Source organism: Cellulomonas sp. PhB150 (genome assembly GCF_003755175.1).
Taxonomy (GTDB): Bacteria; Actinomycetota; Actinomycetes; order Actinomycetales; family Cellulomonadaceae; genus Cellulomonas.
Map to the genome: position 1 here is coordinate 222900 of NZ_RKHX01000004.1, position 23787 is coordinate 246686.

At 74.0% G+C, this 23787-nt stretch carries 26 protein-coding genes; 14 read left to right on the forward strand and 12 right to left on the reverse strand.

The window, feature by feature from the left end; genetic code table 11:
• Window positions 1-4 precede the first annotated feature (4 nt).
• Window positions 5-634: a class I SAM-dependent methyltransferase gene (locus EDF34_RS14070; RefSeq protein ID WP_123372124.1), complete on the forward strand. Its 630-nt coding sequence runs from the start codon at window positions 5-7 to the stop codon at window positions 632-634.
• On the opposite strand, the gene EDF34_RS14075 is transcribed toward EDF34_RS14070, so the two are convergent.
• Window positions 600-1031, reverse strand: a complete 432-nt coding sequence (locus EDF34_RS14075) for a nitroreductase/quinone reductase family protein (protein ID WP_123372125.1) — start codon at window positions 1029-1031, stop codon at window positions 600-602. The two genes, EDF34_RS14070 and EDF34_RS14075, sit on opposite strands and share 35 nt — an antisense overlap.
• A 49-nt stretch (window positions 1032-1080) precedes the next feature.
• Between EDF34_RS14075 and EDF34_RS14080 the strand changes: the two genes are divergently transcribed.
• The 3 genes from EDF34_RS14080 to EDF34_RS14090 are packed head-to-tail and all read left to right on the forward strand — an operon-like array spanning window position 1081 to window position 2178.
• Window positions 1081-1482: a type II toxin-antitoxin system VapC family toxin gene (locus tag EDF34_RS14080; protein WP_123372126.1), complete on the forward strand. Its 402-nt coding sequence runs from the start codon at window positions 1081-1083 to the stop codon at window positions 1480-1482.
• A 17-nt stretch (window positions 1483-1499) separates the two neighbouring features.
• Complete coding sequence (locus EDF34_RS14085) at window positions 1500-1883, forward strand: type II toxin-antitoxin system PemK/MazF family toxin (protein ID WP_123372386.1); 384 nt, start codon at window positions 1500-1502, stop codon at window positions 1881-1883.
• A gap of 31 nt (window positions 1884-1914) precedes the next feature.
• Complete coding sequence (locus tag EDF34_RS14090) at window positions 1915-2178, forward strand: hypothetical protein (protein ID WP_123372127.1); 264 nt, start codon at window positions 1915-1917, stop codon at window positions 2176-2178.
• 2 nt (window positions 2179-2180) lie between these two features.
• Here the strand turns inward: EDF34_RS14090 and EDF34_RS14095 are convergent, their stop codons facing one another.
• The 3 genes from EDF34_RS14095 to EDF34_RS14105 are packed head-to-tail and all read right to left on the reverse strand — an operon-like array spanning window position 2181 to window position 3663.
• Window positions 2181-2609 carry a VOC family protein gene (locus tag EDF34_RS14095; protein WP_123372128.1) on the reverse strand — a complete coding sequence of 143 codons (429 nt, stop codon included), beginning with the start codon at window positions 2607-2609 and terminating at the stop codon, window positions 2181-2183.
• A 2-nt stretch (window positions 2610-2611) separates the two neighbouring features.
• Window positions 2612-3226 carry a hypothetical protein gene (locus EDF34_RS14100; protein WP_123372129.1) on the reverse strand — a complete coding sequence of 205 codons (615 nt, stop codon included), beginning with the start codon at window positions 3224-3226 and terminating at the stop codon, window positions 2612-2614.
• Window positions 3227-3267: 41 nt separating this feature from the next.
• Window positions 3268-3663, reverse strand: a complete 396-nt coding sequence (locus EDF34_RS14105; protein WP_123372130.1) for a VOC family protein — start codon at window positions 3661-3663, stop codon at window positions 3268-3270.
• A gap of 493 nt (window positions 3664-4156) precedes the next feature.
• On the opposite strand from EDF34_RS14105, the gene EDF34_RS14115 reads away from it, so the two are divergent.
• A complete protein-coding gene (locus EDF34_RS14115; protein WP_123372131.1) occupies window positions 4157-4918 on the forward strand; it encodes a hypothetical protein in 762 nt (253 codons plus the stop codon).
• Between the two features lie 197 nt (window positions 4919-5115).
• Here the strand turns inward: EDF34_RS14115 and EDF34_RS14125 are convergent, their stop codons facing one another.
• Window positions 5116-5772 (reverse strand): response regulator transcription factor, encoded by a 657-nt coding sequence (locus EDF34_RS14125; protein WP_123372133.1) that lies wholly within the window; start codon window positions 5770-5772, stop codon window positions 5116-5118.
• Window positions 5769-6905 carry a sensor histidine kinase gene (locus tag EDF34_RS14130; protein WP_123372134.1) on the reverse strand — a complete coding sequence of 379 codons (1137 nt, stop codon included), beginning with the start codon at window positions 6903-6905 and terminating at the stop codon, window positions 5769-5771. The genes EDF34_RS14125 and EDF34_RS14130 overlap by 4 nt, the downstream gene beginning before the upstream one ends.
• Window positions 6906-7065: 160 nt before the next feature.
• Here EDF34_RS14130 and EDF34_RS14135 point away from each other — a divergent pair, with 160 nt between their 5' ends.
• The gene (locus EDF34_RS14135; RefSeq protein WP_199737909.1) at window positions 7066-9207 is read left to right on the forward strand and encodes an MMPL family transporter; all 2142 of its coding nucleotides are present in this window, start codon (window positions 7066-7068) and stop codon (window positions 9205-9207) included.
• Here EDF34_RS14135 and glsA read toward each other — a convergent pair.
• The gene (gene glsA / locus EDF34_RS14140; RefSeq protein ID WP_233575399.1) at window positions 9181-10152 is read right to left on the reverse strand and encodes a glutaminase A; all 972 of its coding nucleotides are present in this window, start codon (window positions 10150-10152) and stop codon (window positions 9181-9183) included. The genes EDF34_RS14135 and glsA overlap by 27 nt on opposite strands.
• 61 nt (window positions 10153-10213) lie before the next feature.
• On the opposite strand from glsA, the gene EDF34_RS14145 reads away from it, so the two are divergent.
• The gene (locus tag EDF34_RS14145) at window positions 10214-11176 is read left to right on the forward strand and encodes a diacylglycerol kinase family protein (RefSeq protein WP_233575400.1); all 963 of its coding nucleotides are present in this window, start codon (window positions 10214-10216) and stop codon (window positions 11174-11176) included.
• A gap of 1 nt (window position 11177) precedes the next feature.
• On the opposite strand, the gene EDF34_RS14150 is transcribed toward EDF34_RS14145, so the two are convergent.
• Window positions 11178-11759: a bifunctional 2-polyprenyl-6-hydroxyphenol methylase/3-demethylubiquinol 3-O-methyltransferase UbiG gene (locus tag EDF34_RS14150; protein ID WP_123372137.1), complete on the reverse strand. Its 582-nt coding sequence runs from the start codon at window positions 11757-11759 to the stop codon at window positions 11178-11180.
• Window positions 11760-11823: 64 nt separating this feature from the next.
• Here EDF34_RS14150 and EDF34_RS14155 point away from each other — a divergent pair, with 64 nt between their 5' ends.
• The 6 genes from EDF34_RS14155 (at window position 11824) to EDF34_RS14175 (ending at window position 17723) form a co-directional block, all read left to right on the forward strand.
• A complete protein-coding gene (locus tag EDF34_RS14155) occupies window positions 11824-13062 on the forward strand; it encodes an MFS transporter (RefSeq protein ID WP_123372138.1) in 1239 nt (412 codons plus the stop codon).
• 21 nt (window positions 13063-13083) lie between these two features.
• Complete coding sequence (locus tag EDF34_RS14160; RefSeq protein ID WP_123372139.1) at window positions 13084-14787, forward strand: GAF domain-containing SpoIIE family protein phosphatase; 1704 nt, start codon at window positions 13084-13086, stop codon at window positions 14785-14787.
• A gap of 77 nt (window positions 14788-14864) precedes the next feature.
• Complete coding sequence (locus EDF34_RS17550) at window positions 14865-15008, forward strand: hypothetical protein (protein ID WP_158615095.1); 144 nt, start codon at window positions 14865-14867, stop codon at window positions 15006-15008.
• The gene (locus EDF34_RS14165) at window positions 15005-15232 is read left to right on the forward strand and encodes a hypothetical protein (protein WP_123372140.1); all 228 of its coding nucleotides are present in this window, start codon (window positions 15005-15007) and stop codon (window positions 15230-15232) included. The genes EDF34_RS17550 and EDF34_RS14165 overlap by 4 nt, the downstream gene beginning before the upstream one ends.
• Window positions 15229-16497 (forward strand): RNA polymerase sigma factor, encoded by a 1269-nt coding sequence (locus EDF34_RS14170; protein WP_123372141.1) that lies wholly within the window; start codon window positions 15229-15231, stop codon window positions 16495-16497. The genes EDF34_RS14165 and EDF34_RS14170 overlap by 4 nt, the downstream gene beginning before the upstream one ends.
• Window positions 16498-16778: 281 nt before the next feature.
• Window positions 16779-17723: a hypothetical protein gene (locus tag EDF34_RS14175; RefSeq protein ID WP_148076645.1), complete on the forward strand. Its 945-nt coding sequence runs from the start codon at window positions 16779-16781 to the stop codon at window positions 17721-17723.
• A gap of 112 nt (window positions 17724-17835) precedes the next feature.
• Here the strand turns inward: EDF34_RS14175 and EDF34_RS14180 are convergent, their stop codons facing one another.
• Complete coding sequence (locus EDF34_RS14180) at window positions 17836-19071, reverse strand: Nramp family divalent metal transporter (protein ID WP_123372143.1); 1236 nt, start codon at window positions 19069-19071, stop codon at window positions 17836-17838.
• A gap of 86 nt (window positions 19072-19157) precedes the next feature.
• On the opposite strand from EDF34_RS14180, the gene EDF34_RS14185 reads away from it, so the two are divergent.
• Window positions 19158-20222: a GNAT family N-acetyltransferase gene (locus EDF34_RS14185; protein WP_123372144.1), complete on the forward strand. Its 1065-nt coding sequence runs from the start codon at window positions 19158-19160 to the stop codon at window positions 20220-20222.
• 41 nt (window positions 20223-20263) lie between these two features.
• Here the strand turns inward: EDF34_RS14185 and EDF34_RS14190 are convergent, their stop codons facing one another.
• Genes EDF34_RS14190 through EDF34_RS14200 form a run of 3 tightly spaced genes read right to left on the reverse strand, consistent with a single transcriptional unit; the run spans window position 20264 to window position 23786 of the window.
• The gene (locus tag EDF34_RS14190) at window positions 20264-20992 is read right to left on the reverse strand and encodes a hypothetical protein (protein ID WP_123372145.1); all 729 of its coding nucleotides are present in this window, start codon (window positions 20990-20992) and stop codon (window positions 20264-20266) included.
• Between the two features lie 50 nt (window positions 20993-21042).
• Window positions 21043-22032 carry an ABC transporter ATP-binding protein gene (locus EDF34_RS14195; RefSeq protein WP_370450078.1) on the reverse strand — a complete coding sequence of 330 codons (990 nt, stop codon included), beginning with the start codon at window positions 22030-22032 and terminating at the stop codon, window positions 21043-21045.
• Entirely contained in the window at window positions 22029-23786 is a 1758-nt protein-coding gene (locus EDF34_RS14200; RefSeq protein WP_123372147.1) for an iron ABC transporter permease, read from the reverse strand. Before EDF34_RS14200 ends, EDF34_RS14195 begins: the two co-directional genes overlap by 4 nt.
• Window position 23787 lies beyond the last annotated feature (1 nt).

Consider the following 23787-nt stretch of genomic DNA (forward strand, 5'->3'; position numbering starts at 1 on the left):
CGGGATGAGCAGCGCCGCGTACTGGGACCGGGAGGCCGCGAGCTACGACCGGCGGACCGCATTCCTCGAGCGCCGGCTGCTCGCACCGGCCCGCGCGTGGGCAGCCGAGAGGGTCCGAGGGCGGACGCTCGAGGTCGCGATCGGCACCGGCGCGAACCTGCCGTACTACGCCGCGCGCGCGACGAGCGTGACGGGGGTCGACCTCAGCGCGGAGATGCTCGCCGCGAGCGCTCGTCGGGCAGCGGACCTCGACGTCAGCATCGAGCTGCTTCGGGCCGACGTGGCGGCGCTGCCGTTCGAGCCCGCCTCGTTCGACACCGTGCTGTGCACGTTCGCCCTCTGCGGCGTGGACGACGAGCGGGCCGCGCTGCGCGAGATGGGGCGCGTGCTGCGGCCCGGGGGCCGAGTCGTGGTAGCCGACCACGTGGTCTCGTCGGCCGCGGCCTTCCGCCTGCTGCAGCGCCTGCTCGACGCGACCGCCGCGCGCGAGTCGGGCGAGCACCACCGGCGCCGCCCGGTTCTCGTCGTGCCGGACGCCGGACTCGTCGTGCAGGAGCAGGAGGCCGGCCGGTTCCGCCTCGTCGAGCGGTTCGTCGCGGTCAGGCAGCCGGCTCCAGGAGCACCACCGGGATGACCCGCGACGTCCGCGACTGGTACTCGGCGTAGTTCGACAGGGCGGCGGTGATCTGCGGCCAGAGCCGCTCCCGCTCGTCGGGCTCGGCGATCCGCGCCAGCATCGGGCGCCGCGGGCCACCCGCGAGCGCGACCTGCACGTGCGGGTCGTCGCGCAGGTTGAGGAACCAGGCGGGGTCGAAGTCGTCGCCACCGCGCGACGCGACGACGACCAGCGCCTCCCCGACCTGAACCGGAGAGGTGAGCATCGAGACGCGCGGCTTGCCGGTGCGCCGGCCCGTGGTGGTGAGCTCGAGCGAGGGGTTGCCGCCCAGCGCTGCGCCCAGTCGGCCGCCGCTCAGCTTGAGCGCCGCACGGTGCAGCCCACTGAGCGACTTCATGAGCAGGGTGCTGGGCATGGGGCGATCGTCGCACCGATGTCGGTTGCTCGCGCTAGCGTCGGTCGGCATGACCAGATTCGTGATCGACGCCGGGGTCGCGCTGCGGCTGGCGGCCACCGACGCCGTCGTCCCGCACGAGCTGCTCGCGCCCACGCTGCTGCGCTCGCAGGTGCTCTCGACGATGCACGAGGCCGTGCACCGCGGCGAGCTCTCGTCGTCGGAGGCCCGCAAGCGAGTCTCCGCCGTGGGTCGGATGCGGATCCGGCTGCTCGGCGACGCCGTGCTGCGCGGGCAGGCGTGGAAGTTCGCCGACGAGCTCGGGGTCGCCTCGACGTATGACGCGGAGTACGTCGCACTGACGCGGCTGCAGGGCGACTACCTCGTGACCCTCGACGAGGACCTCGCGCGCGCCGCCGCGCGCCTGGTGCCGGTCGCGCCGTTCGAGTCGTTGCTGGACCCGTCGGCCTGAGCCCTATGCTCCCGCGCATGGGTGACATCTCCTGGACGTGGTGGGCCGTCTGCGCCGTCGTCGTGCTGGCCCTGCTCTGGGGCTCACGCCGGCCGCGACCGCGCGTCGGCGAGGTCTGGTTCGCGCAGGTGCCGTTCGAGGACGGGACCGGCAGCAAGGACCGTCCGGTGCTCGTGCTCTCGGTCTCCGGACGGACGTGCGAGGTCGCCCGGTTCACGTCGCAGAACCGCGACGCCCGGCGCGACCACGAGCGGGTTCCGGTCGGTGTGACGGGCCTGCCGAAGGGCAGCTGGATCAACCTGCGGCCGACGACCCTGCGGCGCTCGGCGTTCCGCCGCCGGACCGGGAAGCCGGGCAAGGCGTACGTCGCCTGGTACCGGGAGGCGGCGGTGACCCGTTGACCCGCCGCGCGGGCCGGGCCATGATCCGGGCATGACTGACTCGCGAACCCGGCTGACCCTGCCCGCGGTCGCCGTGCTGGCGGGACTGCTCGTCGTCGGCGGTGGCTGGCTCGTCTGGCACTCGTCCCGCACTGCGACGTTCGGCTGGTTCGCCTACGCGCCGATGTCGGAGACGGTCTACTCGCCGGGCATCCTCACGACGACGGACTGGGTCGGGCTCGCGCTCGTCGCCGTCGGGCTGCTGGCCCTCGGTGCCGTCGGCGGGCACGCGCTCGGGCGGCGCCGCCGCGCCTGACCTCACTCCCCGAACCGACCGCGAGCCTCGAGCGGGATCAGCGGCTTGTCCGCGCGGGCGCGGATCTGCTGGACCGCCCACGTGTTCCCGTCCGGGTCGGCGAAGCCGAAGAACGTGCCGCCGTCGCGCTCGTCGAACACCGTGATCTCGGAGGCCTCGACCCCCCGTCCGAGCAGCTCCGCGCGGGCGGCCTCTGCGTCCGCGACGACAAGCTGCAGCGCCTTGAGCGAGCCCGGCGCCATCTCGTTCTGCGAGGGCAGGTTGCCGATCACGATCGAGCAGCCCGACCCAGGAGGGGTCAGCTGGGCGACGTGCATGAACTCGTTCTCGGTGTCGTGGTCGAGGTGGAAGCCGACCTGGTCGCGGTAGAACGCGATCGAGGCGGCCAGGTCGCTGACGGGGACGACGACGACTTCCAGGGTCCAGTCCATGGTCACTCGCTCTCGTGGTCGAACCAGCCGCCGGGCGGCGGCGTGGGGCGCGGGGGTGGTTCGTGGCTGTCGGGCGGGTCCGGGACCCAGGGCCAGAGCTCGACGACGCGGGACCGGGCTGCCGCGAGGTCGTCGGCGGCCAGGACGGCGCGACCCTCGGGCAGGCCGTGGTCGACCGCGTGCACGACGACGGTGAGGTCGCCCGCCGGCGGCGCCGGGCTGAGCCAGTACGAGAACGCGAACGATCGGCCGCCACCGCCACCGCCCTGCGCCGTCATCACCACACCGTCGTCCCTCTCGTCGAGCCGGTAGGTGTCCACCGCGACACGTCGGCCGTCCGCCAGCTCCACCCCGACCAGTGGCTCGTCCGGCATGCCACGGCCGTACCTCGCACCGCGCGCCTCCTGGCGCCGACTGAGCTGCACCGAGAGCAGGACGCCCGCGCTGTAGTGCACCGCGGACCCGAGCACCGCGGCGGCGTCGTCGGTCGCGACGATCACCACGGGTCCCCGGACCAGCGCACCGACCTCGTTCTCCGGCGGCGACCAGCGCACCCGCACGGCGCGCTGCTGCTCCGGGTCCGGCTCACCGTCGTCGCCTACCACCACCGAGTGCATCGCCCCAGAGTGGCGGACCGCCGGTCCGCGCACAACGCCCCTCAGTCGCCCGCGACCAGCTCGACCTCGAAGCCGGCCGCGTCCTCGAGGTACGCGGCGTAGTGCTGCGGGCCCCCGGCGAACGGGTGCCGGTCGGCGAACAGGAGCGACCAGCCGTGCTGGCCGGCCGCGGCCACGAGGTCGTCGACCTCCGCGCGCGTGCCCGCGTGGAACGCGAGGTGGTTGACGCCGGGACGGGTCCGGTCGTGCCGTTCGTCGCGCACGTCCGGCCCGGCCTCCAGCACGACGTAGGCGTCGCCGAGCCGCCAGCTCTCGCCGCGCGGCCAGGTATCGGTCCGGGCGTACCCGAGCTCGCCGAGGAGCCACCCCCACGGGCCTGCGGCCGACGCCAGGTCCTCGACCCAGATCTCGACGTGGTGCAGCGCTCCGCGGTTCACCTGCTCATCGTGCCGGGTCCGGCGTCGCGGTACAGGTCGCGCAGCAGGCACGTCTCACCGCCGTGGTGCATCGCCTCGCGGTCGAGGTGCAGCGCGAGGCCGCCCATCGTGTCGTCCGCGGACGCCCCGCCGCGTGGCGCTCCCGCGCGCCGCCCTCCCCCCCCCGCCCCCCGAGAACGACCCTCGCGTCCGAGGGCGACCGTTCGGGGCGGTCGTTCTCGAGCGCAGGGGTCGTTCTCGAGGACGGGCGGCGGGGGTTGTCCACAGATCGGCGTGAGGGCCGCCACGGCTGGCGCCGGCGCGCCACGCTGACGGGCATGCCTCGTCGTCCTGGGTCGTCGTCCGGCCTCAATCCCCGAGCGGGCCGCCGCGCGTCTTCCTGGCCCGTGACCATCCACGGGAACTCATCGCCCGGATGGTCGCCAAGGGCGCTGCGGTCCCCGTGCATCGAGGTGCCTATCGACGTCCAGGGGACGACGACACGCCGCGCGACGTGGCGCTCGCCCGGATCGTCGCGGCGCACCACCAGCTCCGGGGCGAGCACGTCTTCAGCCATACGTCCGCGGCACTCCTGCATGGCCTGACGACGTGGCGCACCGCCGCGAAGGCCGAGATCTACCAAACGACGTCGCGGAGCGGTCACGGGTCCTCCCACCTGCTCCGGCACGTCCCGATGCCCCCGGTCGCGGACCGCGCCACGGTCGTCGGCCTGCCCGCCACGACCCTGGCACGGACGGCGTGGGACTGCATGTGCGTCCTGCCCGCCGGGGACGCGCTCGTCGTCGCGGATGCAGCGCTGCACGCAGGAGTCACGGCGGCCGAGCTCGGCGCTTTCGCCAGGCGCGGCGGGCGCGGTCACTCGCGAGCCATGCGCATCCTCGACGTCGCCGACGACGGGCCCGAGTCGGCGCCCGAGTCGATGTGCCGGTACCGGCTCCTGGTTGCCGGGTACCCGCCGCTGACCACCCAGATCCCGGTCGAGACGCGATTCGGCACCTACTTCGGGGATCTCGGCTGGCCCGAGTGGAGGGTGCTGTTCGAGTACGACGGCAGAGTGAAGTACGAGGGGAACGCGACGGAGACCTTCATGGCCGAGAAGCGTCGCCACGACGCTGTCGTCGAGAAGGGCTGGCGCGTGCTGCGGGTGACCAAGGAGGACCTCGCGACCCGGCGGGCCTTCGAGACGCGCGTCGCGAAGCTCGTCCCAGGGGGAGCGGCGGCCGCGCTCCACCCCCGTCGCGAGCTGCGCTGGTGACCCGCGCCGGCAGCGACTGCTGCTCGAGAACGACCCTCCGGTGTGAGAGCGACCGTCCCGGAGGGTCGGTCTCACACCGGGGGGTCGTTCTCAGCGAGGCGATGGGCGCGCGGGCGGGGAAGCGCGGGCGGAGGGGCGGCGCGGGTCGGGGCGGGGCCGGGCGGGCCGGGGGGCGGCGGGGGCCGGCGGGGGTGGCGTCAGGTGGGGATGCGGCCTGTTTCGTAGGCCCACATGGCTATCTCGACGCGGTTCCGGGCGCCCAGCTTGGCCATCAGGCTCTGGAGGTGGGTCTTGACGGTGCTGAGGCTGATGAACAGCTCGGCGGCGATCTCCACGTTGGTCAGGCCGCGCGCGACGGTGAGGAGCACCTCCTCCTCGCGGGCGGTCAGCGGGTCGAGCGGCTGGGCCGGCGGGCGGGCGGAGCGGGCGGCGGCGAACGCGGACAGCAGGCGGACCGTGACGTTGGGGGCGATGAGGGCTTCGCCGTTGGCGGCCGCGTGCACGGCCTGGGTCAGCAGCTCGGGGCCGGCGTCCTTCAGGAGGAAGCCGCGGGCGCCCGCCTTGAGCGCGCCGTGCACGTACTCGTCGAGGTCGAAGGTGGTGATGACGACGACCGCCATCGGGTTCTCGACGCCCGGGCCGGCGAGCACGCGGGTGGCCTCGAGGCCGTCCACGTCGGGCATGCGGATGTCGAACAGGCAGACGTCGGGCCGCAGCTCGCGCGCCAGCCGGATCGCCGCCCGGCCGTCGGCCGCCTCGCCGACGACCTCGATGCCCGGCTGCGCGTCGAGGATCATCCGCAGCCCGGTGCGGATCATCTCCTGGTCGTCGGCGACCAGCACGCGGATGGTCATGCGACCGCGCCGCGCGGGATGACGGCCTCGACGACCCAACCCCGCGACGGCCCCGGTGCGGCAGCGATCGAGCCGCCGAGCAGGGCCGCTCGCTCGGTCATCCCGACGATGCCGTACCCCGCCGACCGGGGCGCGAAGACGGTGTCGCCGTCGTCGGTCACCGTGCATCGGACCTCGTCGGGCGATCCGGTGACGGCGACGACGATGCGCGTGGCTCCCCGCGAGTGGCGCACGGCGTTGGTCACGGACTCCTGCGCGATGCGGAAGACCGCCGCGCCGACGGCCGGGCCCAGCTCGTCGAGCTCGCCCGCGAGCCGGACGTCCACGCGCGGGTCGGCCGCGGACAGCGACGGGACGTCGGACACGTCGCGCGCCGGGGCCAGCGATGCGTCGTCGCTGTCCCGCAGCGCGCCGACGAGCACGCGCATCTCGGCGAGGGTGCGCGAGCCCTCGGCCTCGATGACGGCCAGCGCCTCTGCCGCGGCCTCCGGGCGGGCCGCCGCCACGACGCGGCCCGCCTGCGCGCGGATCACCATCGCTGAGACGTGGTGGGCGACGGTGTCGTGCAGCTCGCGCGCCAGCTGCTCCCGCTCGCGCAGTCGCACCTGGTCGAGCTCCCGGGCACGGGACTGCGCCACGACGCGGACGGCGACGCCGATGACCAGGGGGGACGCCATGAAGATGAACGCGCCCGCCGCCTCGCCGAGCGTCGTGTAGTCGGTGCTCATGCCGAGCGCGAAGGCGACGAGCACGACCGCGGTGCCGAGCACGATCTCGCGTCCCGAGCCCCAGCGGTACAGCGCGTACCCCAGCACCAGGACGAAGGCCATCGCGCCCAGGCCGATGGACTGCTGCTCGCCGAGCGCGACGCCGGCGAGCGACACGACGATGACCAGCCCGAAGGTCCAGGCGACCATCGCCAGCGGCCGGGTCCGCCGCCACAGCATCGTCAGGCTGAGGCCGAGGGCCATGGCCAACGAGACGGCGGGCCACACGACGTCCTCGCGCAGCGTCACCTCGAGCACCGAGATCCCGACGATGACGACGACGAGCACCCAGTCGCGCCACACCCGCGCCGGTGCGTGCGGCGCGCGCGGCTCCGCCCACAGCCGTCGCACCGCTCCGAGGATCACGGGCCCAGCCTAGGGATCGCCCTCACGCACCGGATCGGCCGAAAGGTCCACGCGTTCCCCCGCCGTCCGGCCGGGCCGACGACCGCTCTGCGGCCGATGCGGCGCGCACGGCCCCGCCGCCACGCTCGGAGCGACCGACCACCCCACCTGGAGGCACCCGATGCTGTCGCAGACCCTGTACCGACTCGGCCGCCTCGCGGCCCGCCGCCCGTGGGCGGTCATCACGTCCTGGCTCGTGCTCGCCGCGCTCGTCGTCGGCGCGTCCAGCGCGTTCGGAGCGAAGCTCGAGGACTCGTTCCGCGTGCCCGGCCTCGACTCGCAGCAGGCGAACGACCTGCTGGAGGCCGCCGGCTCCGGGCAGGCGGGCGTCACCGCGGTGGTCGCCGTGACGTCCGCGGACGGCGGCGTGCTCGACGCGGGAGCCGTCGCGCGCCTCCAGCGGGACCTCGCAGGGCTCCCGCACGTTCTCGGCACCACCGACCCGGCAGGCGTGCTCGCCGGGACGAGCGACGAGCCGGGGGTCGTCTCGCCCGACGACCGCGTCGCGCTGATCCGCGTCCAGTACCCCACTCTCGACGAGCTCAGCCCTGCCGATCTCGCCGCGCTCAAGGCGGTCGAGGGCGATCCGTCGCTGCGGGTCGAGAAGGGCGGCGACCTCTACTTCGCGTACGAGGAGTCGGCCGCGAACGCCGGCGAGCTCGTCGGGATCCTCGCGGCGCTGGCGATCTTGCTCCTGGCCTTCGGGTCGTTCGTCGCCGCCGCGCTGCCGATCGGGATGGCCGTCCTCGGCTTGGCGATCGGGGTCAGCGCGATGCCGCTGCTCGGTCAGCTCATGGTCATCCCGTCCTACGCGCCGGTGCTCGGGGCGATGGTGGGGCTCGGCGTGGGGATCGACTACGCGCTGTTCGTCGTGACGCGCCACCGGGAGCACCTGGCCCGCGGCGTTCCGGTCGAGGAGTCGATCGCCCGGTCGATGGCGACGGCCGGGCGGCCCGTGGTGTTCGCGGGGGGCATCGTCGTCGTCTCGATCCTGGGCCTGGCCGTCGCCCAGGTGCCGTTCATGACCGCCGGTGGCGTCGCCATCGCGCTCGTCGTGCTGATCATGGTCGCGGCGTCCGTGACGCTGCTGCCCGCGCTGCTCGCGGTGGCGGGCCGACGAGTCGTGGGTCGCCGACCCGCGGTCGCCGCCAGCCCGGGCTGGGCGCGCTGGACCCGGCACGTGACGCGCCACCCGCGCGCCTACCTGGTCGCCGGCACCGCGCTGCTCCTGGCGCTCGCCGCACCCGTCGTCGCGCTGCGGGTCGGCATCCCCGACGACGGTGCGCTGCCGCCGAGCCGGACGGAACGGCAGGCGTACGACCTCGTCGCGCAGGGCTTCGGACCGGGCCACAACGGGCCTCTCGTCGTGGCGGTGGAGGGCGACGCGAGCATCCTCCCGACCCTGGCCGCGGCCATCGCGGACGACCCGGGAGTCGCCGACGTCGACCCCCCGGTGGTGCGCGGCGACATCGGGACGATCGTCGCGTACCCGACCACGGGACCGCAGGAGAAGGCGACCTACGACACGGTCGAGCGGCTGCGGGCCGAGGTCTTCCCCGCGGCGCTCGCCGGCACGGGCGCCCAGGCCCACGTCGGCGGCCAGGCCGCGAACTTCGCCGACGTCGGCGTCCGCGTGAACGACCGGCTCCCCGCCTTCGTCGGCGCCGTGCTGGCCATGTCCTTCCTGCTGCTCATGCTCGTGTTCCGGTCGGTGCTCGTGCCGCTCAAGGCGGTGCTGCTCAACCTGCTGAGCATCGGGGCGTCGTACGGCGTGATGGTCATGGTGTTCCAGTGGGGCTGGGGCGCGGACCTGATCGGGCTCGAGGCGACCGTGCCGATCGTGTCGTTCATCCCGATGTTCATGTTCGCGATCCTGTTCGGGCTCTCGATGGACTACGAGGTGTTCCTGCTGTCCCGGGTGCGCGAGGAGTACGCGGCGACGGGATCGAGCACCGAGGCGGTGGTCTCGGGGGTCGCGAAGACCGGGCGCGTCATCACGTCGGCCGCGCTCATCATGGGCAGCGTGTTCCTGGCGTTCGTCCTGGGCGAGGACGCGGCGACCAAGATGTTCGGCGTCGGGCTCGCTACCGCGATCCTCCTCGACGCGACGCTGGTCCGGATGGTGCTGGTCCCCGCGACGATGACGCTGCTCGGCCGCGCCAACTGGTGGCTGCCGGGCTGGCTCGACCGCCTGCTGCCCCGGGTCGACGTGGACGCCGAGGACCGGCTGCCCGAGCTAGCCGTGGTCCGGGTGGGGGGCTGACGCGAAGATGTTCAGCCCGAGCGCCTGGGACAGGTGGTGCGTCGCCAGCCGGCCGCGCACGCTGTTGCCCGCGACGTCCAGCGGCGGGGAGAACGTCGCGAGACCGCCCTTGCCCGGCGCGATCGTGATGATGCCTCCGGACACGCCGCTCTTGCCGGGCAGCCCGATCGTCGCCAGCCACTGGCCGGACTGCTCGTAGAGACCAGCGGTGGCGAGCGCGGCGAGCACGTCGAGGCAGACCGCGGCGTCCACGACCCGCTCGTGGGTGATGGGGTTGACGCCGCCGTCGGCCAACGTCGCGGCCATGACGCCGAGGTCGTGCGTGGTGACGAGCAGCGAGCACTGGCGGGTGTAGACGTCGGTGGTCTCCAACGGGTCGGCGTAGATCGTGCCGTAGCTCTGCAGCAGGCGGGCGATCGCCTGGTTGCGGCGGTTCGTGGCGGCCTCGGAGGCGTAGACGCCCTCGTCGACCTCGAGCCGCCGTCCGGCGAACGCCGAGAGCCCGTCGACGACGGCCTCCCAGCCTCCGGCGACCAGGCTCGTGGTGGCCAGGGCGCCCGCGTTGACCATCGGGTTCATCGGGGCGCCGCGGTTGAGCTCGAGCGCCATGACCGAGTCGAACGGCAGCCCGGTCCCGTCCACGCCGATCCGGCGCAGCACCTCGTCGTGCCCGAGGTCCTGGCAGACGAGCGCGTAGACGAACGCCTTGGAGATGGACTGGATGGAGAACGGGTGGTCGGTGTCACCCACGTCGTGGGACGCGCCGTCGACCGCGACCATGCTCAGTCCGAACAGGCCCGGGTCGGCCGACGCCAGGGCGGGGATGTAGTCGGCCACGCGGCCCTCGTCGACGCCGGCGAACCGCGCGTGGGCGTCGTCGACGATGCGGCGGACGCGGTCGCGGTCAGGGAGCCGGCCGGTGGAGACGGCGGTGAGGTCGGTCACGGCACCCACCTTGGCACGCGCTCACCGCGCGCGGACCGGGGCTCACCTGAATACTCGGCCCGTGACCGAACCAGCCTCCGCCCAGCGCCACGGGAGCGGCCCCCTGCGCTCCGCCCTGATCGTCAACACCAACCGTGTCGAGGGCTGGGAGAAGCTGCGGGAGGACATCACCGCACAGCTGGCCGGGGCCGGCTGGCCCGAGCCCGCGTGGTTCGAGACGTCCGCGGAGGACCCGGGGCGCGGGCAGGCCGAGCAGGCCGTGGCCGACGGCGCCGAGGTCGTGTTCGTCTGCGGCGGCGACGGGACGGTCCGATCGGCCATCGAGGGCCTCGTCGGGACCGACGCCGCGCTCGCGGTGCTGCCGGGCGGGACGGGCAACCTGCTCGCCGCGAACCTCGACGTCCCGACGAACGTGCCCGACGGCGTCGACACCGCGATCCGTCGCGGCCGGCGCTGCATCGACGTCGGCGAGGTCGAGGGCCAGTCGTTCGCGATCATGGCCGGGATGGGCCTGGACGCGGCGATGGTCGACGACGCCCCGACGGCCCTCAAGGCCAAGGCCGGATCGGTCGCCTACGTCTTCTCCGCGCTCCGGCACGCCTTCGACTCGGAGATGCTGCTCGAGGTGACCATCGACGACGCCCCGGCGCTGCGGCGGCACGCGCGCACGATCCTCGTCGGGAACGTCGGACGCCTGCAGGGCGGGGTCAACGTGCTGCCCGACGCCGAGCCCGACAGCGGGAAGATGGACGTCGCGATCATCGCGCCGCGCAACCTCGGCCACTGGATCCAGATCCTGTTCGGCGTGCTCCGCGGCCGCAAGAAGCTGCCGCGCGTGGAGTACCTGCGCGGCGAGCACGTGGTCATCCACTCCGAGAAGTCGCAGCCGCGTCAGCTCGACGGCGACGTCATCGACCCGGGCACGACGCTCGAGGTCACCGTGCGGCCGTCGGCGCTGTGGGTGTGCGTGCACCAGCCGGACACGGCCGACGACCTCACCGAGGGCGGTCCGTCGTCACGCTGAGTCAGGCGGGTCGGTCCCACTCCAGGGACCAGCGCCAGTACAGGTGCCGGCGGAACGTCGCACCGGGCAGGACGTCACGCACGATCGCGCGCATGCCTCTGTAGGTCTCGGGCGACGGCCAGACCTGCGGCGCGGAGTGCTCCCAGTAGCCGCGCCGACGGACCGCGACAGCGTTCGCCAGCACGGCTACGGCCTCGCGCGGGGCGTCGACGGCGCCGTCGGAGCGCGCCAGCCCGACGACGACGAGCCGCCCTCCCGGCGCCACGAGCTCGGCCATCCGGCGCAGCCCCGCCCGGGCGTCGAGGTGGTGAAGGGTCGCCACGGACGCGACGAGGTCGACCTGCGGGAGGTCCGCCGTGAGCACGTCGGCGAGGACGTAGGCCACGTCCCCGCCGGCGGCGCGGGCCAGCTCGAGCTGCGGCGCGTCGACGTCCACTCCGGTCACCTGCGGCACGCGATCCCGCAGCTCGCGCGCCAGGATGCCCTCGCCGCAGCCCACGTCGAGGGCCGTCCGCGCACCGACCGGCACCGCGTCGAGGACGAGGCGGTGGTAGTGCAGGTTGTGGTCCCAGCGCGTCTGCATCGCCCGCAATCATGGCGCCCCGGGTCGCGCGGTGCGACTAAGGTCTCCGCCTTGTGAGTCGCTCGTGAGTCAGCTCGTCGAGAAGGTGGTGCCGCGCCGGCTGGGCGTGCCGTTCCGCTGGGTGCTCGCGTCGTCGTGGACGACGAACCTCGGCGATGGGATCCTCATCGCGGCAGGGCCTCTGCTCGTGGCCGCGCGCACGCACGACCCGTTCGTCGTCGCGCTGGCCGCGACGCTGCAGTGGCTGCCGCCCCTGCTGTTCGGGCTGGTGGCCGGTGCGATCACCGATCGCGTCGACCGTCGGCGCCTCGTCATGGTCGTCGACCTGCTGCGCGCGCTCGTGCTCGCGGCGCTGGCCACCGCCGTCGTGGTCGACAGCGCACCGGTGTGGGTGGTGCTGGTCGCGATGTTCGTCCTCGGGACGGCCGAGACGTTCGCGGACAACGCGTCCTCGACGCTGGTCCCGATGCTCGTCGCGCGCGACGACCTGGCCCTGGGCAACGCCCGCATCCAGGCCGGCTTCATCACGGTCAACCAGCTCGCCGGTCCCCCGATCGGCGCCGCGCTGTTCGCCGCCGGGCAGGCGTGGCCGATGGCCGTCGACGCCGTCCTCGTCGCGGCCGGCGTCGTGCTGATCTCCCGCGTGGTCCTGCCCGCGCACGGCCCCGAGCGCGCCGAGCGGACGCACATCCGGGCCGACATCGCCGAGGGCTGCCGGTGGGTCTGGCACCACGCGGCCGTCCGCACCCTGGTGCTCACGATCTTCATCTTCAACGTCACGTTCGGCGCCGCGTGGTCGGTGCTCGTGCTGTACGCGACGCAGCGCTTGGGCCTCGGGGCCGTCGGCTTCGGGCTGATCACCACGGTCGGGGCGGTCGGCGGGCTCGTCGGCATCGCCTGCTACGGCTGGCTCACCGCGCGGATCAGCCTGGGCAACCTGCTGCGCATCGGCCTGATCATCGAGACCCTCACGCACCTGGCCCTCGCGCTGACCACGACGCCCTGGGTCGCGCTGCTCGTGTTCTTCGTGTTCGGTGCGCACGCGTTCGTCTGGGGGGCGACCTCGGTGACCGTGCGGCAGCGCGCGGTGCCGATGGAGCTGCAGGGGCGGGTCGGGTCCGTGAACCTCGTCGGGGTGTTCGGCGGGCTCGTCATCGGATCGACGATCGGCGGGATCCTGGCCCAGCACCACGGGGTGACGGCTCCGTTCTGGTTCGCGTTCGTGGGCTCGGCGATCTTCGTCGTGCTCATCTGGAACCAGCTCCGGCACGTCGCGCACGCCGACGCGGAGCCCGACGTCTGACCCGCGTGTCATCATTCGCAGGTGGCTGATCTCGGACCGACGACGGCGTCCGACCCGACGTACGAGCGGTTCGCGCGCCTGGTGCAGGCGTACCTCGGCGTGCCGGTCGCGCTGGTGAGCTTCGTGGGCGACGACGGCCAGCGACTGCCCGGAGCGCTCGGGCTGCCCGAGCCGTGGCAGTCGCGGCGCGGGACGCCGCTGTCGCACTCGTTCTGCAAGCACGTCGTCGCCGAGGACCGGCCCCTGGTGGTCAGCGACTCGCGCACGGTCGACCTCCTGCGCGACAACCTCGCGATCCCCGACCTCAACGTCATCGCCTACGCGGGCTACCCGCTGCACGACCTGCAGGGCCGGGCCGTGGGATCCCTGTGCGCGATCGACGGCAAGCCGCGCACGTGGACCGAGCACGAGCTCGCCGTCCTCGAGGACCTCGCGCTCGCGTGCGCGTCCGAGGTCCAGCTGCGCGAGTCCGGCGAGACCGCGACGAAGGCGGTGGCCGCAGCGACGCGGCGGGAGGCCCACGCGCAGATCCTGCTCGCGCTGTCGGACGCGTTCACGCAGACCCGGACGCCCGACGACGTGCTCGACGCCGTGCAGCGCGCGGCGGCCGACGTCGCCGGCGCGGCCCGCTCGTCGGTCGCGCTGGCGCACCCCGAGCGAGGCTCGCTCGCCTGGGTGCGGCACGCGGTGGTGCCCGGTGCGCCGGAGACGATCTGGGCCGACGAGCCGCTCAACCGGACGGAGTCGCCGGCGGTGCGCGCGGTCGTCTCGGGTCGGCCGCTCTTCTTCGACGACGCCGAGGCGATGGGGGCCGCGTTCCCCCGGGTCGCTGGCGTCGGAGGCCCCGGTGCCGCTGCGTTCCTGCCCCTGACCACGTCGACCGCGACCCTCGGCGCGATCCTGCTGCGCTGGCACGAGCCCCGCGCCCTGACGGGCTCGATCCGCGACCTGCTCGTCACCCTCGCGAGCGACGCGTCGACCGCCCTCGAGCGCGCCCAGCTGCTGCAGAGCCGCTCGGACGTGGCGCGGACGCTGCAGGCAGCCATGCTCTCGCAGCTCCCGGAGCCCGCCGGCGTCGACCTGGACGCGGTGTACCTGCCCGCGGAGGTCACCGAGCAGGTCGGCGGCGACTGGTACGACGCGATGGAGCTGGCCGACGCCGGCTTCGCGCTCGTCGTCGGCGACGTGACCGGTCACGACATGCCCGCCGCGACGCGGATGGGGCAGCTCCGCTCCATGCTGCGCGCGCTGCTGTGGGAGCACGACAAGCCGCCGTCCCTGGTCCTCGAGCTGCTCGACCAGGCGAACGTCGGGACCGGTCTGGAGGCGACCGCCACCGCGTTCCTCGCACGCCTCGAGCCGCCGACGACGAGCGGGATCCGACGACTGACCTGGGCCTCGGCCGGGCACCCGCCCGCGTTCGTCCGGCGTGCGGGCGGCTCCTGCATCGTGCTCGACGCACGGCCCGGGCTGCCCCTGGGATTCATCCCCGAGCGCCAGCGGCACGACCACGTCGTCGAGCTGGCCCCCGGGGACACCCTGGTCGTCTACACCGACGGGCTGCTCGAGCGGCGGGCCGAGTCGCTGCGCGACGGCATCGCCGGTGCCGCCACGGTCGTCTCCGAGCTCACCGATCTCGGGGCGGCGGCCGTCGTCGAGGCGCTCGGCCCGACCGGGGACCGGCGCGACGACGTCGTCGTGCTGACCCTCGCGATCCACGCCTGACCACCTGTCGATCCGCGGGGGTCTCGCGCGTCACCAGGGGGAACGGGCACAGTGGGTGACCGGACGGGAGGACGACGATGAGCACCTACCTGGTACTGCTGCACGAGGACGCCGCGTGCGAGGCCATCGAGCAGCTCAGCGGGGCCGTGCACGACCTGGCCGGCCTCGTCTCCGGCATGCTCGGGTCCGGGTGCGCCGAGCTGTCGCCGGTCGCGGCATGAGGCAGTTCGTCGTGCTCGGGTACGGCGGCTCCGCGCCCGGGTGCCTCGAGCTCTCGTCGGCCGACGCGGCGACGACCGTGCGGGACGGGGAGCTCGCACCGGGCTCGCTGGCCCCTGAGCTGTCGTCGGTCGCGGTCGTCGACGCGCCCGACCTCGACACGGTCACCGAGTCCCTCCGCGGGCTCGCAGGTGTGTTCGAGATCCGCCCCGCGGAGCTGCGGTGACTGCACCCGTCGACGCCGCGCTCGCCGACGCGTGGCAGACCAGCTGGAGCCGGATCGTCGGGCTCCTCATCGGCCAGTACCAGCGGCCGGACCTCGCCGAGGACGCCGTCGCGGACGCGTTCGAGTCCGCCGCGCGCCACTGGCCGACCGACGGCGTGCCCACCAACACCGGCGCGTGGCTGCTGACAGCGGCCCGCCGCCGCGTCCTCGACCGCCTGCGCACGGAGGCGGTCCACCGCCGGAAGGAACCCCTCATGGCCGTCGACGACGAGATGCGCGCCGCGGCCGCGGCCGTCGTCGACCCCTTCGACGGCGCGCACGTGGCCGACGAGCAGCTCCGCCTCGTGTTCGCGTGCTGCCACCCCGCGCTGGCGGCCGACGACCGGGTCGCGCTGACCCTGCGCTTCGTCGTCGGGCTCACCACCGGCGAGATCGCGCGCCTGCTGCTCGTGCAGGAGACCGCGATGGCCGCGCGGCTGACCCGGGCCAAGAAGCGGCTGGCGTCGTCGGGCATCCCGTTCGCGGTGCCGCCCCCCGGCGAGCTGGACTCCCGGCTCGATGCGGTGGCGACCGTGCTGTACCTGATGTTCACCTCGGGGTACCAGCCCGGTTCGGGGCCGGCGACGCTGCGGATGGACCTGGGCGACGAGGCGATCCGGCTGGTGCGGCAGCTCTCCCTCCTGCTGCCCGGGCGATCGGTGCTCTCGTCGCTGCTCGCGTTGATGCTGCTGCAGCACTCCCGCCGGGACACCCGGCTGTCGTCGTCGGGCGAGATCGTGCTGCTGCCGGACCAGGACCGCTCGCGGTGGCACGGTGCCGAGATCGCGGAGGCGGTCGCGCTGCTGGCGGCTCGGCCGGTGCCCGACGACGCAGCGACCGCTGGCTCGCAGCTCGCGCAGGAGTACCGGCTCCAGGCCCTGATCGCGGCGGAGCACGCGACCGCCCCCTCGTCGGCCGACACCCGCTGGGCCCGCATCTGCACCCTGTACGCCTCGCTGGAGGACCTGACCGGCTCCCCGGTGGTCCGCCTGGCGCGCGCGGTCGCCGTCGCCGAGGCGTACGGCCCGGGCGCGGGTCTCGCCCTCCTCGACGGACTCGACGAGGCACTGCCCCGCCACCACCGCCTCCCCGCGGTCCGCGCCGAGCTCCTGGTCCGCGCCGGCGACCTCACGGCGGCGGCGGCCGAGTACGAGCGAGCCCTCACCCTGGTCACCAACGACGCCGAACGCACCCACCTCATCGCCCGCCTCTCCACCCTCCCCTGACGCCCGGCCCGGCCCGGCCGCCCCGGCCCGGCCGCCCCGCCCCGGCCGCCCCGGCCCGGCCCGGCGCCTCGCCACGCGCGTGCCCCGGCCAGGTAGTCGGTTCGGTGACGGGTAGTCGGTTGCAATCGACTACCCGTCACCAACGCGACTACCTGGCGCCGAGCGGTCGAGGGTGGCCCCCGATCGGGTCGAGGCGACCACAGGGTTGCGTGTGCGGCGGGGTGTCCCCAGATGGCGCATCGACGGCGCTTGCTGCCTGACGGCTCGGCCAATCTGGCTCGATGCCACGTCGCCCGGGAGCGAGAGCCCATATCGAACCCGCTTTCCTGCCCGAGGTGTGGCTCGCTCGGGACCGCCCGCCGGACGTGGTGCGCGAACTGGTCCGCTCCGGCCGGTGGGCGCGAGTCGCACGTGGCATCTACCTGGCGGCGAAGGGCCCTGACGGCGAGCTTCCGATCGAGCGCGCGCGCCGGCACGCACTCGGGGTGATCGTCGGCAGCCATCGCCGCCTGAACTGCGACCACTGGTTCTCGCACACGTCGGCGGCGCTCGTCTGGGGGCTGCCGACCTGGCGGTTGCCGAGCAGCGCCCACGTCTTGTGCAGAGAACGCGCCGGAAGCCAAAGGGCCTCGTGGCTGACCAGTCATCACGGCGAGGTCGTCGACAGCGAGGTCACCGAGGTGAGCGGCCTGCCTGTGACGACGTTGGCGCGAACGGTCGCGGACTGCCTCATGACCCTTCCCCCGCTCGATGCCCTCGTCGTGGCAGATGCCGCGCTCCATCGCGGACTCACCCTGGAGTCCCTCGAGTCGACACTTCGTGCCCGCAGGGGACGCGCCGGCTCCACACGGGCTCGCGCCGTGCTCGATGTGGCCGACGACGGAGCCGAGTCCTCTGGCGAGTCAGCCAGCCGATTCGTGCTGCTGCGGGACGGGTTGCCCGCGCCCACGACGCAGATCCCTGTCAGCACGCGGCTGGGCACGTACTGGGTCGATCTGGGGTGGGAGGAGTGGGGGCTGCTCCTCGAGTACGACGGCCGCGTCAAGTACGCGTCGCGAGCCGATCTGATGCAGGAGAAGCGCCGCGGCGACGCACTTGTCGAGGCGGGTGGCACGGTGCTTCGCGTGACCCACGAGGACCTCGCGACTCTCTCGCGCAGAGTTCTGCCTCATCTGCCGCGCTCGGTGCAACGGTCAGTCCAGCCCCGCCGCGCACTCGCGGCATGACGACTCACCTCGCCAGGTAGTCGAATCGGTGACGGGTAGTCGGTTGTAACCGACTACCCGTCACCAGACCCACTACCGCGGCGGGGGCGAGTGGGGGGCGGCACAGGCGGCGTCAGGTTGTCAGGAGGAGGGTGAGGAGGGTGAGGTTGAGGGCGACGACCAGGGTCACCACCGTCACGAGGACCGCGTGGAGGCGGGGGCCGTTGCGGGCGTCGCCCATGAGGGAGCGGGACCGCGTGTAGGCCACCAGCGGGATCACGGCGAACGGGATGCCGAAGCTCAGCACCACCTGGCTCACGACGAGGGTCCAGGTCGGGTCGGCGCCGAGGGCCAGGAGCAGCACCGCGGGGATCAGGGTCACCACGCGCCGCACCAGGAGCGGCACCCGGCGGTGCAGCAGTCCCTCCATGATCGTCGCGCCGGCGTACGCGCCCACGGACGTGGACGCGAGGCCCGAGGCGAGCAGCCCGACCGCGAAGGCGATGCCGATCCCCACCCCGAGCACGGAGACGATCGCCGCGTACGCACCCTCGATCGAGTCGGTCCCGGACACGCCGCGCAGCCCCGAGGCCGCGAGCAGGAGCAGCCCGATGTTCACCAGCCCGGCGACGACGAGCGCCACCCCCACGTCCCACCGCGTGGCGCGCAGCAGCCGGCCCAGCGAGACCGCGTCGGGGGCCCGGCCGTGCCGGTCGCGGGCCAGCGCGGAGTGCACGTAGATCGCGTGCGGCATCACGGTCGCGCCGAGCATGCTCGCGGCGAGGAGGACCGAGTCCGGCCCGTCGAACCGCGGCACGAGCCCGGACAGCACGCCCCGGGCCGAGGGCGGGCTCACGACCAGGCCCGCGAGGAAGCCGAGAGCGATGACGGCGAGCAGCGCGACGACGACGTACTCGAACCGCCGCTGCCCGTACCGGTTCTGCGTCGAGAGCAGCCCCATCGACACGGCCCCGACGATGACGCCCCCGAGCGGCAGCGGCACCCCGAACAGCAGATGGAGCGCGATCGCCCCGCCGACCACCTCGGCGATGTCGGTCGCCGCCGCGACCAGCTCCGCCTGCGCCCAGAACGCGAGCCGCGAGCGTCGTCCGAGCCGTGCTCCGAGGACTCCGGGCAGGGACTGCCCCGTGACGAGCCCGAGCTTCGCGGACTGGTACTGCACGAGGACGGCCATGGCGTTCGCGACGACGAGCACCCACAGCAGCAGGTACCCGTAACGCGACCCCGCCGTGAGGTTGGCCGCCACGTTGCCGGGGTCGACGTACGCGATCGCGGCGACGAACGCAGGACCGAGCAGCAGCGGACCGCGACGCGTCGCGCGCCGGATCCCCGCAGCGCCGACCGCCATGATCCGTCCGACCGCCAATCAAAGTTCGGAAGCCCGAACTCTATATCCGCTGGACGCAGGACGCGGGTCAGGCGCACGGTGAGGCCATGTGGACGCTGCGCGAGGTCGACGGCCGGGACCCGCGGCTGCTCGACGCGTACGTCGAGGCGGCGAACACCGTCGTCGTCGACACGTGGGGCGTGACGGACTTCTGCCGGAACGCTCGCGAGGTCGCCGGCAGCCTCCGCGACCAGCAGTACGAGCTCAAGTGGCGCCGGGTCGCGCTCGACGAGGACGGCAACCCCGTCGGGTACGCCGCGCTCAACCTCCCGCAGCAGGACAACACCCACACCGGCTACCTCGAGGTCGGCACGGTCCCGGGCGCACGACGACAGGGCATCGGCTCAGCCCTCTACGGCGAGGTCATCGCCGCCGCCCGGGCAGCGGGCCGCACCAAGGTCCTGGCGTCCACCGACCAGGCCGTCGAGCCTCCCGCCGGCCCCGGCACGCTCACGGCGCCGACGGGCGAGGGCCGCGTCGCGACCGATGCCGCGCCCGTGCGGTTCGCGACGAGCCGCGGCTGGCGGCTGGAGCAGGTCGAGCGGCGCTCGGTCCTCGACGTCCCCCTCGACCCCGACGTCCTGGCCGAGCACCGGATGAAGGCGGAGCAGGTCGGGGGCGACGAGTACCGCGTGATCACGTGGACCGACCGCTGCCCCGACGAGTGGCTCGACCAGTTCGCGATCCTGCAGACCCGGATGAGCACCGACGTGCCGACCGCGGGGCTGGACTGGGGAGAGGAGTCCTGGGACGGCCCGCGCGTGCGGGCTCGCGAGGCGGAGTTCGCCGACCGCGGGATGTCGTACCCCACGGTGGCCGCCGAGCACGTCCCGACCGGCACGCTCGTCGGGTACTCGAGCTTCCTCGTCGTCCCGCACACCGACGAGTACGTGCACCAGCACGACACCCTGGTGGTCCGCGAGCACCGCGGCCGCCGGCTCGGCATGCTGCTCAAGGCGGCGAACCTGCAGCGTCTCCCGCAGGAGCTGCCGAACGTCCGCCGCATCGGCACGTGGAACGCCGAGGAGAACGCGCCCATGCTGTCCATCAACATCGAGCTCGGCTTCCGCCCCGCCGGCGGGGCGGGCGAGTGGCAGCTGGACCTGGCCTGACGCGCTCACGCAGCGCCCCGCGCTCACGCAGCGCCTCCGCGCTAACGCAGCGCCCCGCGCCACCACCCGGTCCACCGCTCACGGACCTGCTCGAACGTCGCGTCGTCCAGCCCGTAGGTCGAGAGCACCGCGCCCACGGTGCCGTGCGGCGGCGCGCTGGCGGCGGGCGTCTCGAAGAGCACGAGCATCGCCTCGGTGATCCCGTGCAGGTGCAGCACGATCAGGTCGTCGCTCTTGCGCACGAGCGTCCCGCCGAGGAGCGTCCCGTCGGGCCGACGCGCCTGCACGTTCCCTCCGATGGGCACGCCGCGGATCCCGTGCAGCCCGGCCCGGTCGAGCAGGCGGTCGCGCAGGTCGCCCGCGTCGAGGCCGAACACCGACAGCGTGCGGCGGGGCTGCGTGTTCTGCACGGTCACGGCGAACCGCAGCTGTTCGGCGGACGCGCCCCACACGGCGTCCGCGTGGTCGTGCACGCCGTCGTAGCCGGCGAGGTCATGGCTGCTGCGGGTGACCGTCAGGTGCGCGGCGGACGGACGTCCGGGCGCGGGACCCACGGTGAGGACGTCGTGGTTGTGCCACGTCAGGGTGTGGTTCGTGGCGTCGTCACGCCCCTCGCTCGCGGCGACGAAGTCGCGCACCTCGTCGTCCAGGGTGGGCGAGTCCCAGCGGTACCAGCGGCGGACGAGGTCGGGCTGGCGGAGGTGCTGCCAGACGGTGGCGGGCGGGGCGGAGATGTCCAGCGCGACGACCTCGCGGCGGTCCAGCGTCATCGCTCATCACCTCGGTGTGCTCGGCGGCTGACCCGTCGACCGTAGCAACGTCAGTCGAGCGCCGCGACAGCGTCCCCGTCGACGCCGAGCCCGACGACGTCCCCGGCGGCCCAGCGCGCACCGACCGGACCCAGCGCGGTGACGGGCCCGATGCCCGGCACGTCGACCCGTACCTCGGACCGCCCGCGCCGCGACGTGATCCCCACGACGGTCCCCTTGGCGACCGGCGCCACGGGGTCGACGACGAACGCCCCCTCGGCGAGTGCGAGCACGGAGCCGGAGCCCGGTGGCACGAGATCGCGCAGGGGCGCGGCCGCCGCGGACGATGCCGGCACGAACGCCTCGTACCCGAGGAACCGCGCGACCTCGCGCGAGGCGGGCCGACGCCACAGGTCGGGCGGCGACGCGACCTGCAGGAGCACCCCGGCGGCGATCACCGCCACGCGGTCGGCCACCGCGAACGCCTCGTCCTGGTCGTGCGTGACGAGCACGGCGGTCGTGCCGGTCGCGACGAGCACCGCGCGCAGGTCGACGGCGAGCCGCTCCCGCAGCGAGCGGTCGAGCGCGGACAGGGGCTCGTCGAGCAGCAGGAGCCGCGGCGAGGGCGCCAGCGCACGGGCCAGCGCGACCCGCTGCCGCTCCCCGCCGGACAGCGTCGCGACGGCCCGCCGCTCGTACCCCGCCAGGCCGACGAGCTCGAGCAGCTCGGAGACCCGAGCCTGCCCGGACCCGCGAAGTCCGTACGCGACGTTCCCGAGCACGTCCCGGTGCGTGAACAGCTGACCGTCCTGGAACACGAGCCCGAACCCACGTCGGTGCACCGGCACGTCCGCCACGGAGACGCCGTCCCAGGTCACCGAGCCCGAGGCCAGCGGCTCGAGGCCCGCGACCGCGCGCAGCAGGGACGACTTGCCGCACCCGGACGGGCCGAGCAGCGCGAGCACCTCCCCCGGGGCGACGTCCACCGACACGCGATCCACCGCGGGCGCGTCGAGCCCGGGGTAGCGCACGACCACGTCGTGCAGTCCGAGACCGATCACCAGTCACCTCCAGAACCAGGGGCACGCAGCCGTTCGCACGCGGCCACGATCCCGGCGGTCAGCACCGCGAGCACCACGGACGCCGCGAGCGCCATGCCGTAGCTGTCCGGCCCGGGTCGGCCGATCAGCCGGAAGATCAGGACGGGCAGGGTGGGGTCGTCGGGCCGCGCGAGGAACGACGTCGCACCGAACTCCCCCAGCGAGGCCGCGAACGCGAACCCGACCGCGAGCCCGATGGACCGGGTCGCGAGCGCGAGGTCCACCGACCGCAGCACGCGCCCCGGCGACGCCCCCAGGGTCGCGGCGGCCTGCTTCAGCCGCGGGTCGATGGCCCGCAGGACGGGCAGCACGGTCCGCACGACGAGGGGCACCGCGACGACGGCCTGGGCGATCGGCACCAGCACCCCGGACGTCCGCAGGTCGATCGGCAGCCCGAACGGCTCGTGCATCGAGAGCAGGAACCCGAACCCGACCGTGACGGCCGAGACCCCGAGCGGCAGCATGAACAGCGCGTCCAGCCCTGCGACGGCTCGTCGGCCGGCCACCGCCCGCGGCCGCCGCGAGACGACGAGTGCGACGAGCCCGCCCACCACCAGCGCCAGCACGGTCGCGACGAGCGCGGTCCGCAGCGACGTCAGCGTCGCGGTCCACACCGAGACGGTCATGCCCCCGCTGGTCGACCCGAGCGCCGCGTAGTGGTCGAGCCCCCACCCGTCCCCCACGTGCAGCGACCGCACCACGAGGTTGACCAGCGGGAGGCACAGCAGCACGACGACGAGCGCGGTGACCCCCGCGGCCGCGAGCGCGAGCCCGTGCCCGTCGCGCGGCGGGGTCCCGGGCGCGCGCCGCAGGGTCAGGGGCCGGACGGACGACGCCGACGACGAGAGCGCCAGCGCCCGCTCCCGCCGGGACCGCGCACGCCCCGCCAGGCTCAGCGCGGCGCCCACGATCACGAGCTGCACCACGGACAGCACGGCCGCCGCCCGCAGGTCGAGGAACTGCGTGGTCTGCACCCAGATCTCGGTCTCGATCGTGCCGAACTGCAGCCCGCCGAGGACGAGGACGGTGCCGAACGCGGTCGCGCAGAACAGGAACACGAGCGACGCCGACGAGGCGATGGCCGGCGTCAGCGCGGGCAGCGTGACGGTGCGGAACGCGCGCCACGGCGAGGCGCCGAGCGCCCGGGCCGCCTGCTCCGCACGCGGGTCGAGCCGCTCCCACATCCCGCCGACGCCGCGCACGACGACCGCGTAGTCGAAGAACACCAGCGCGGCGATGATGGCGACCAGGGTGCCGTCCAGGTGCAGGAACCCGAGCGGCCCGCCCGAGACGAGCAGCGAGCGGAACGCGACGCCGACCACGACGGTCGGCAGCACGAACGGCACCGTGACCAGCGCGCGCACGAAGGCGCGCCCGCGCCACCGGCGCCGGTAGAGCACGTAGGCACCCGGGACGCCGAGCAGCACCGCGATCGTCGTCGCGACCGTCGCCTGCAGGATCGTCAGCCCGACGATGCGCCACGTGCGCGGCCGGGAGAACACGTCGGCGAAACCCGACAGGTCCAGCGACCCGTCGACGACGAACCCGCGCGAGATCATCGCGACCACGGGCCAGGCGAAGAACAGCCCGAGGAAGACGAGCGGCAGCGCGACGGCCACCACCCAGAACCACGCCAACCCGCCCCGCCGGCCACGCACGGGCGCGCCCGAGGGCGCCGCCGCGGGGGCGGGACGGGTCAGCGTCGGGGCGGACACC

Bases quoted from the DNA above. Each gene is read 5' to 3' on its own strand.
- EDF34_RS14070 (WP_123372124.1), top strand. From the start codon at position 5: ATGAGCAGCGCCGCGTACTGGGACCGGGAGGCCGCGAGCTACGACCGG.
- EDF34_RS14075 (WP_123372125.1), bottom strand. From the start codon at position 1,031: ATGCCCAGCACCCTGCTCATGAAGTCGCTCAGTGGGCTGCACCGTGCG.
- EDF34_RS14080 (WP_123372126.1), top strand. From the start codon at position 1,081: ATGACCAGATTCGTGATCGACGCCGGGGTCGCGCTGCGGCTGGCGGCC.
- EDF34_RS14085 (WP_123372386.1), top strand. From the start codon at position 1,500: ATGGGTGACATCTCCTGGACGTGGTGGGCCGTCTGCGCCGTCGTCGTG.
- EDF34_RS14090 (WP_123372127.1), top strand. From the start codon at position 1,915: ATGACTGACTCGCGAACCCGGCTGACCCTGCCCGCGGTCGCCGTGCTG.
- EDF34_RS14095 (WP_123372128.1), bottom strand. From the start codon at position 2,609: ATGGACTGGACCCTGGAAGTCGTCGTCGTCCCCGTCAGCGACCTGGCC.
- EDF34_RS14100 (WP_123372129.1), bottom strand. From the start codon at position 3,226: ATGCACTCGGTGGTGGTAGGCGACGACGGTGAGCCGGACCCGGAGCAG.
- EDF34_RS14125 (WP_123372133.1), bottom strand. From the start codon at position 5,772: ATGACCATCCGCGTGCTGGTCGCCGACGACCAGGAGATGATCCGCACC.
- EDF34_RS14135 (WP_199737909.1), top strand. From the start codon at position 7,066: ATGCTGTCGCAGACCCTGTACCGACTCGGCCGCCTCGCGGCCCGCCGC.
- EDF34_RS14150 (WP_123372137.1), bottom strand. From the start codon at position 11,759: ATGCAGACGCGCTGGGACCACAACCTGCACTACCACCGCCTCGTCCTC.
- EDF34_RS17550 (WP_158615095.1), top strand. From the start codon at position 14,865: ATGAGCACCTACCTGGTACTGCTGCACGAGGACGCCGCGTGCGAGGCC.
- EDF34_RS14165 (WP_123372140.1), top strand. From the start codon at position 15,005: ATGAGGCAGTTCGTCGTGCTCGGGTACGGCGGCTCCGCGCCCGGGTGC.
- EDF34_RS14175 (WP_148076645.1), top strand. From the start codon at position 16,779: ATGCCACGTCGCCCGGGAGCGAGAGCCCATATCGAACCCGCTTTCCTG.
- EDF34_RS14180 (WP_123372143.1), bottom strand. From the start codon at position 19,071: ATGGCGGTCGGCGCTGCGGGGATCCGGCGCGCGACGCGTCGCGGTCCG.
- EDF34_RS14185 (WP_123372144.1), top strand. From the start codon at position 19,158: ATGTGGACGCTGCGCGAGGTCGACGGCCGGGACCCGCGGCTGCTCGAC.
- EDF34_RS14190 (WP_123372145.1), bottom strand. From the start codon at position 20,992: ATGACGCTGGACCGCCGCGAGGTCGTCGCGCTGGACATCTCCGCCCCG.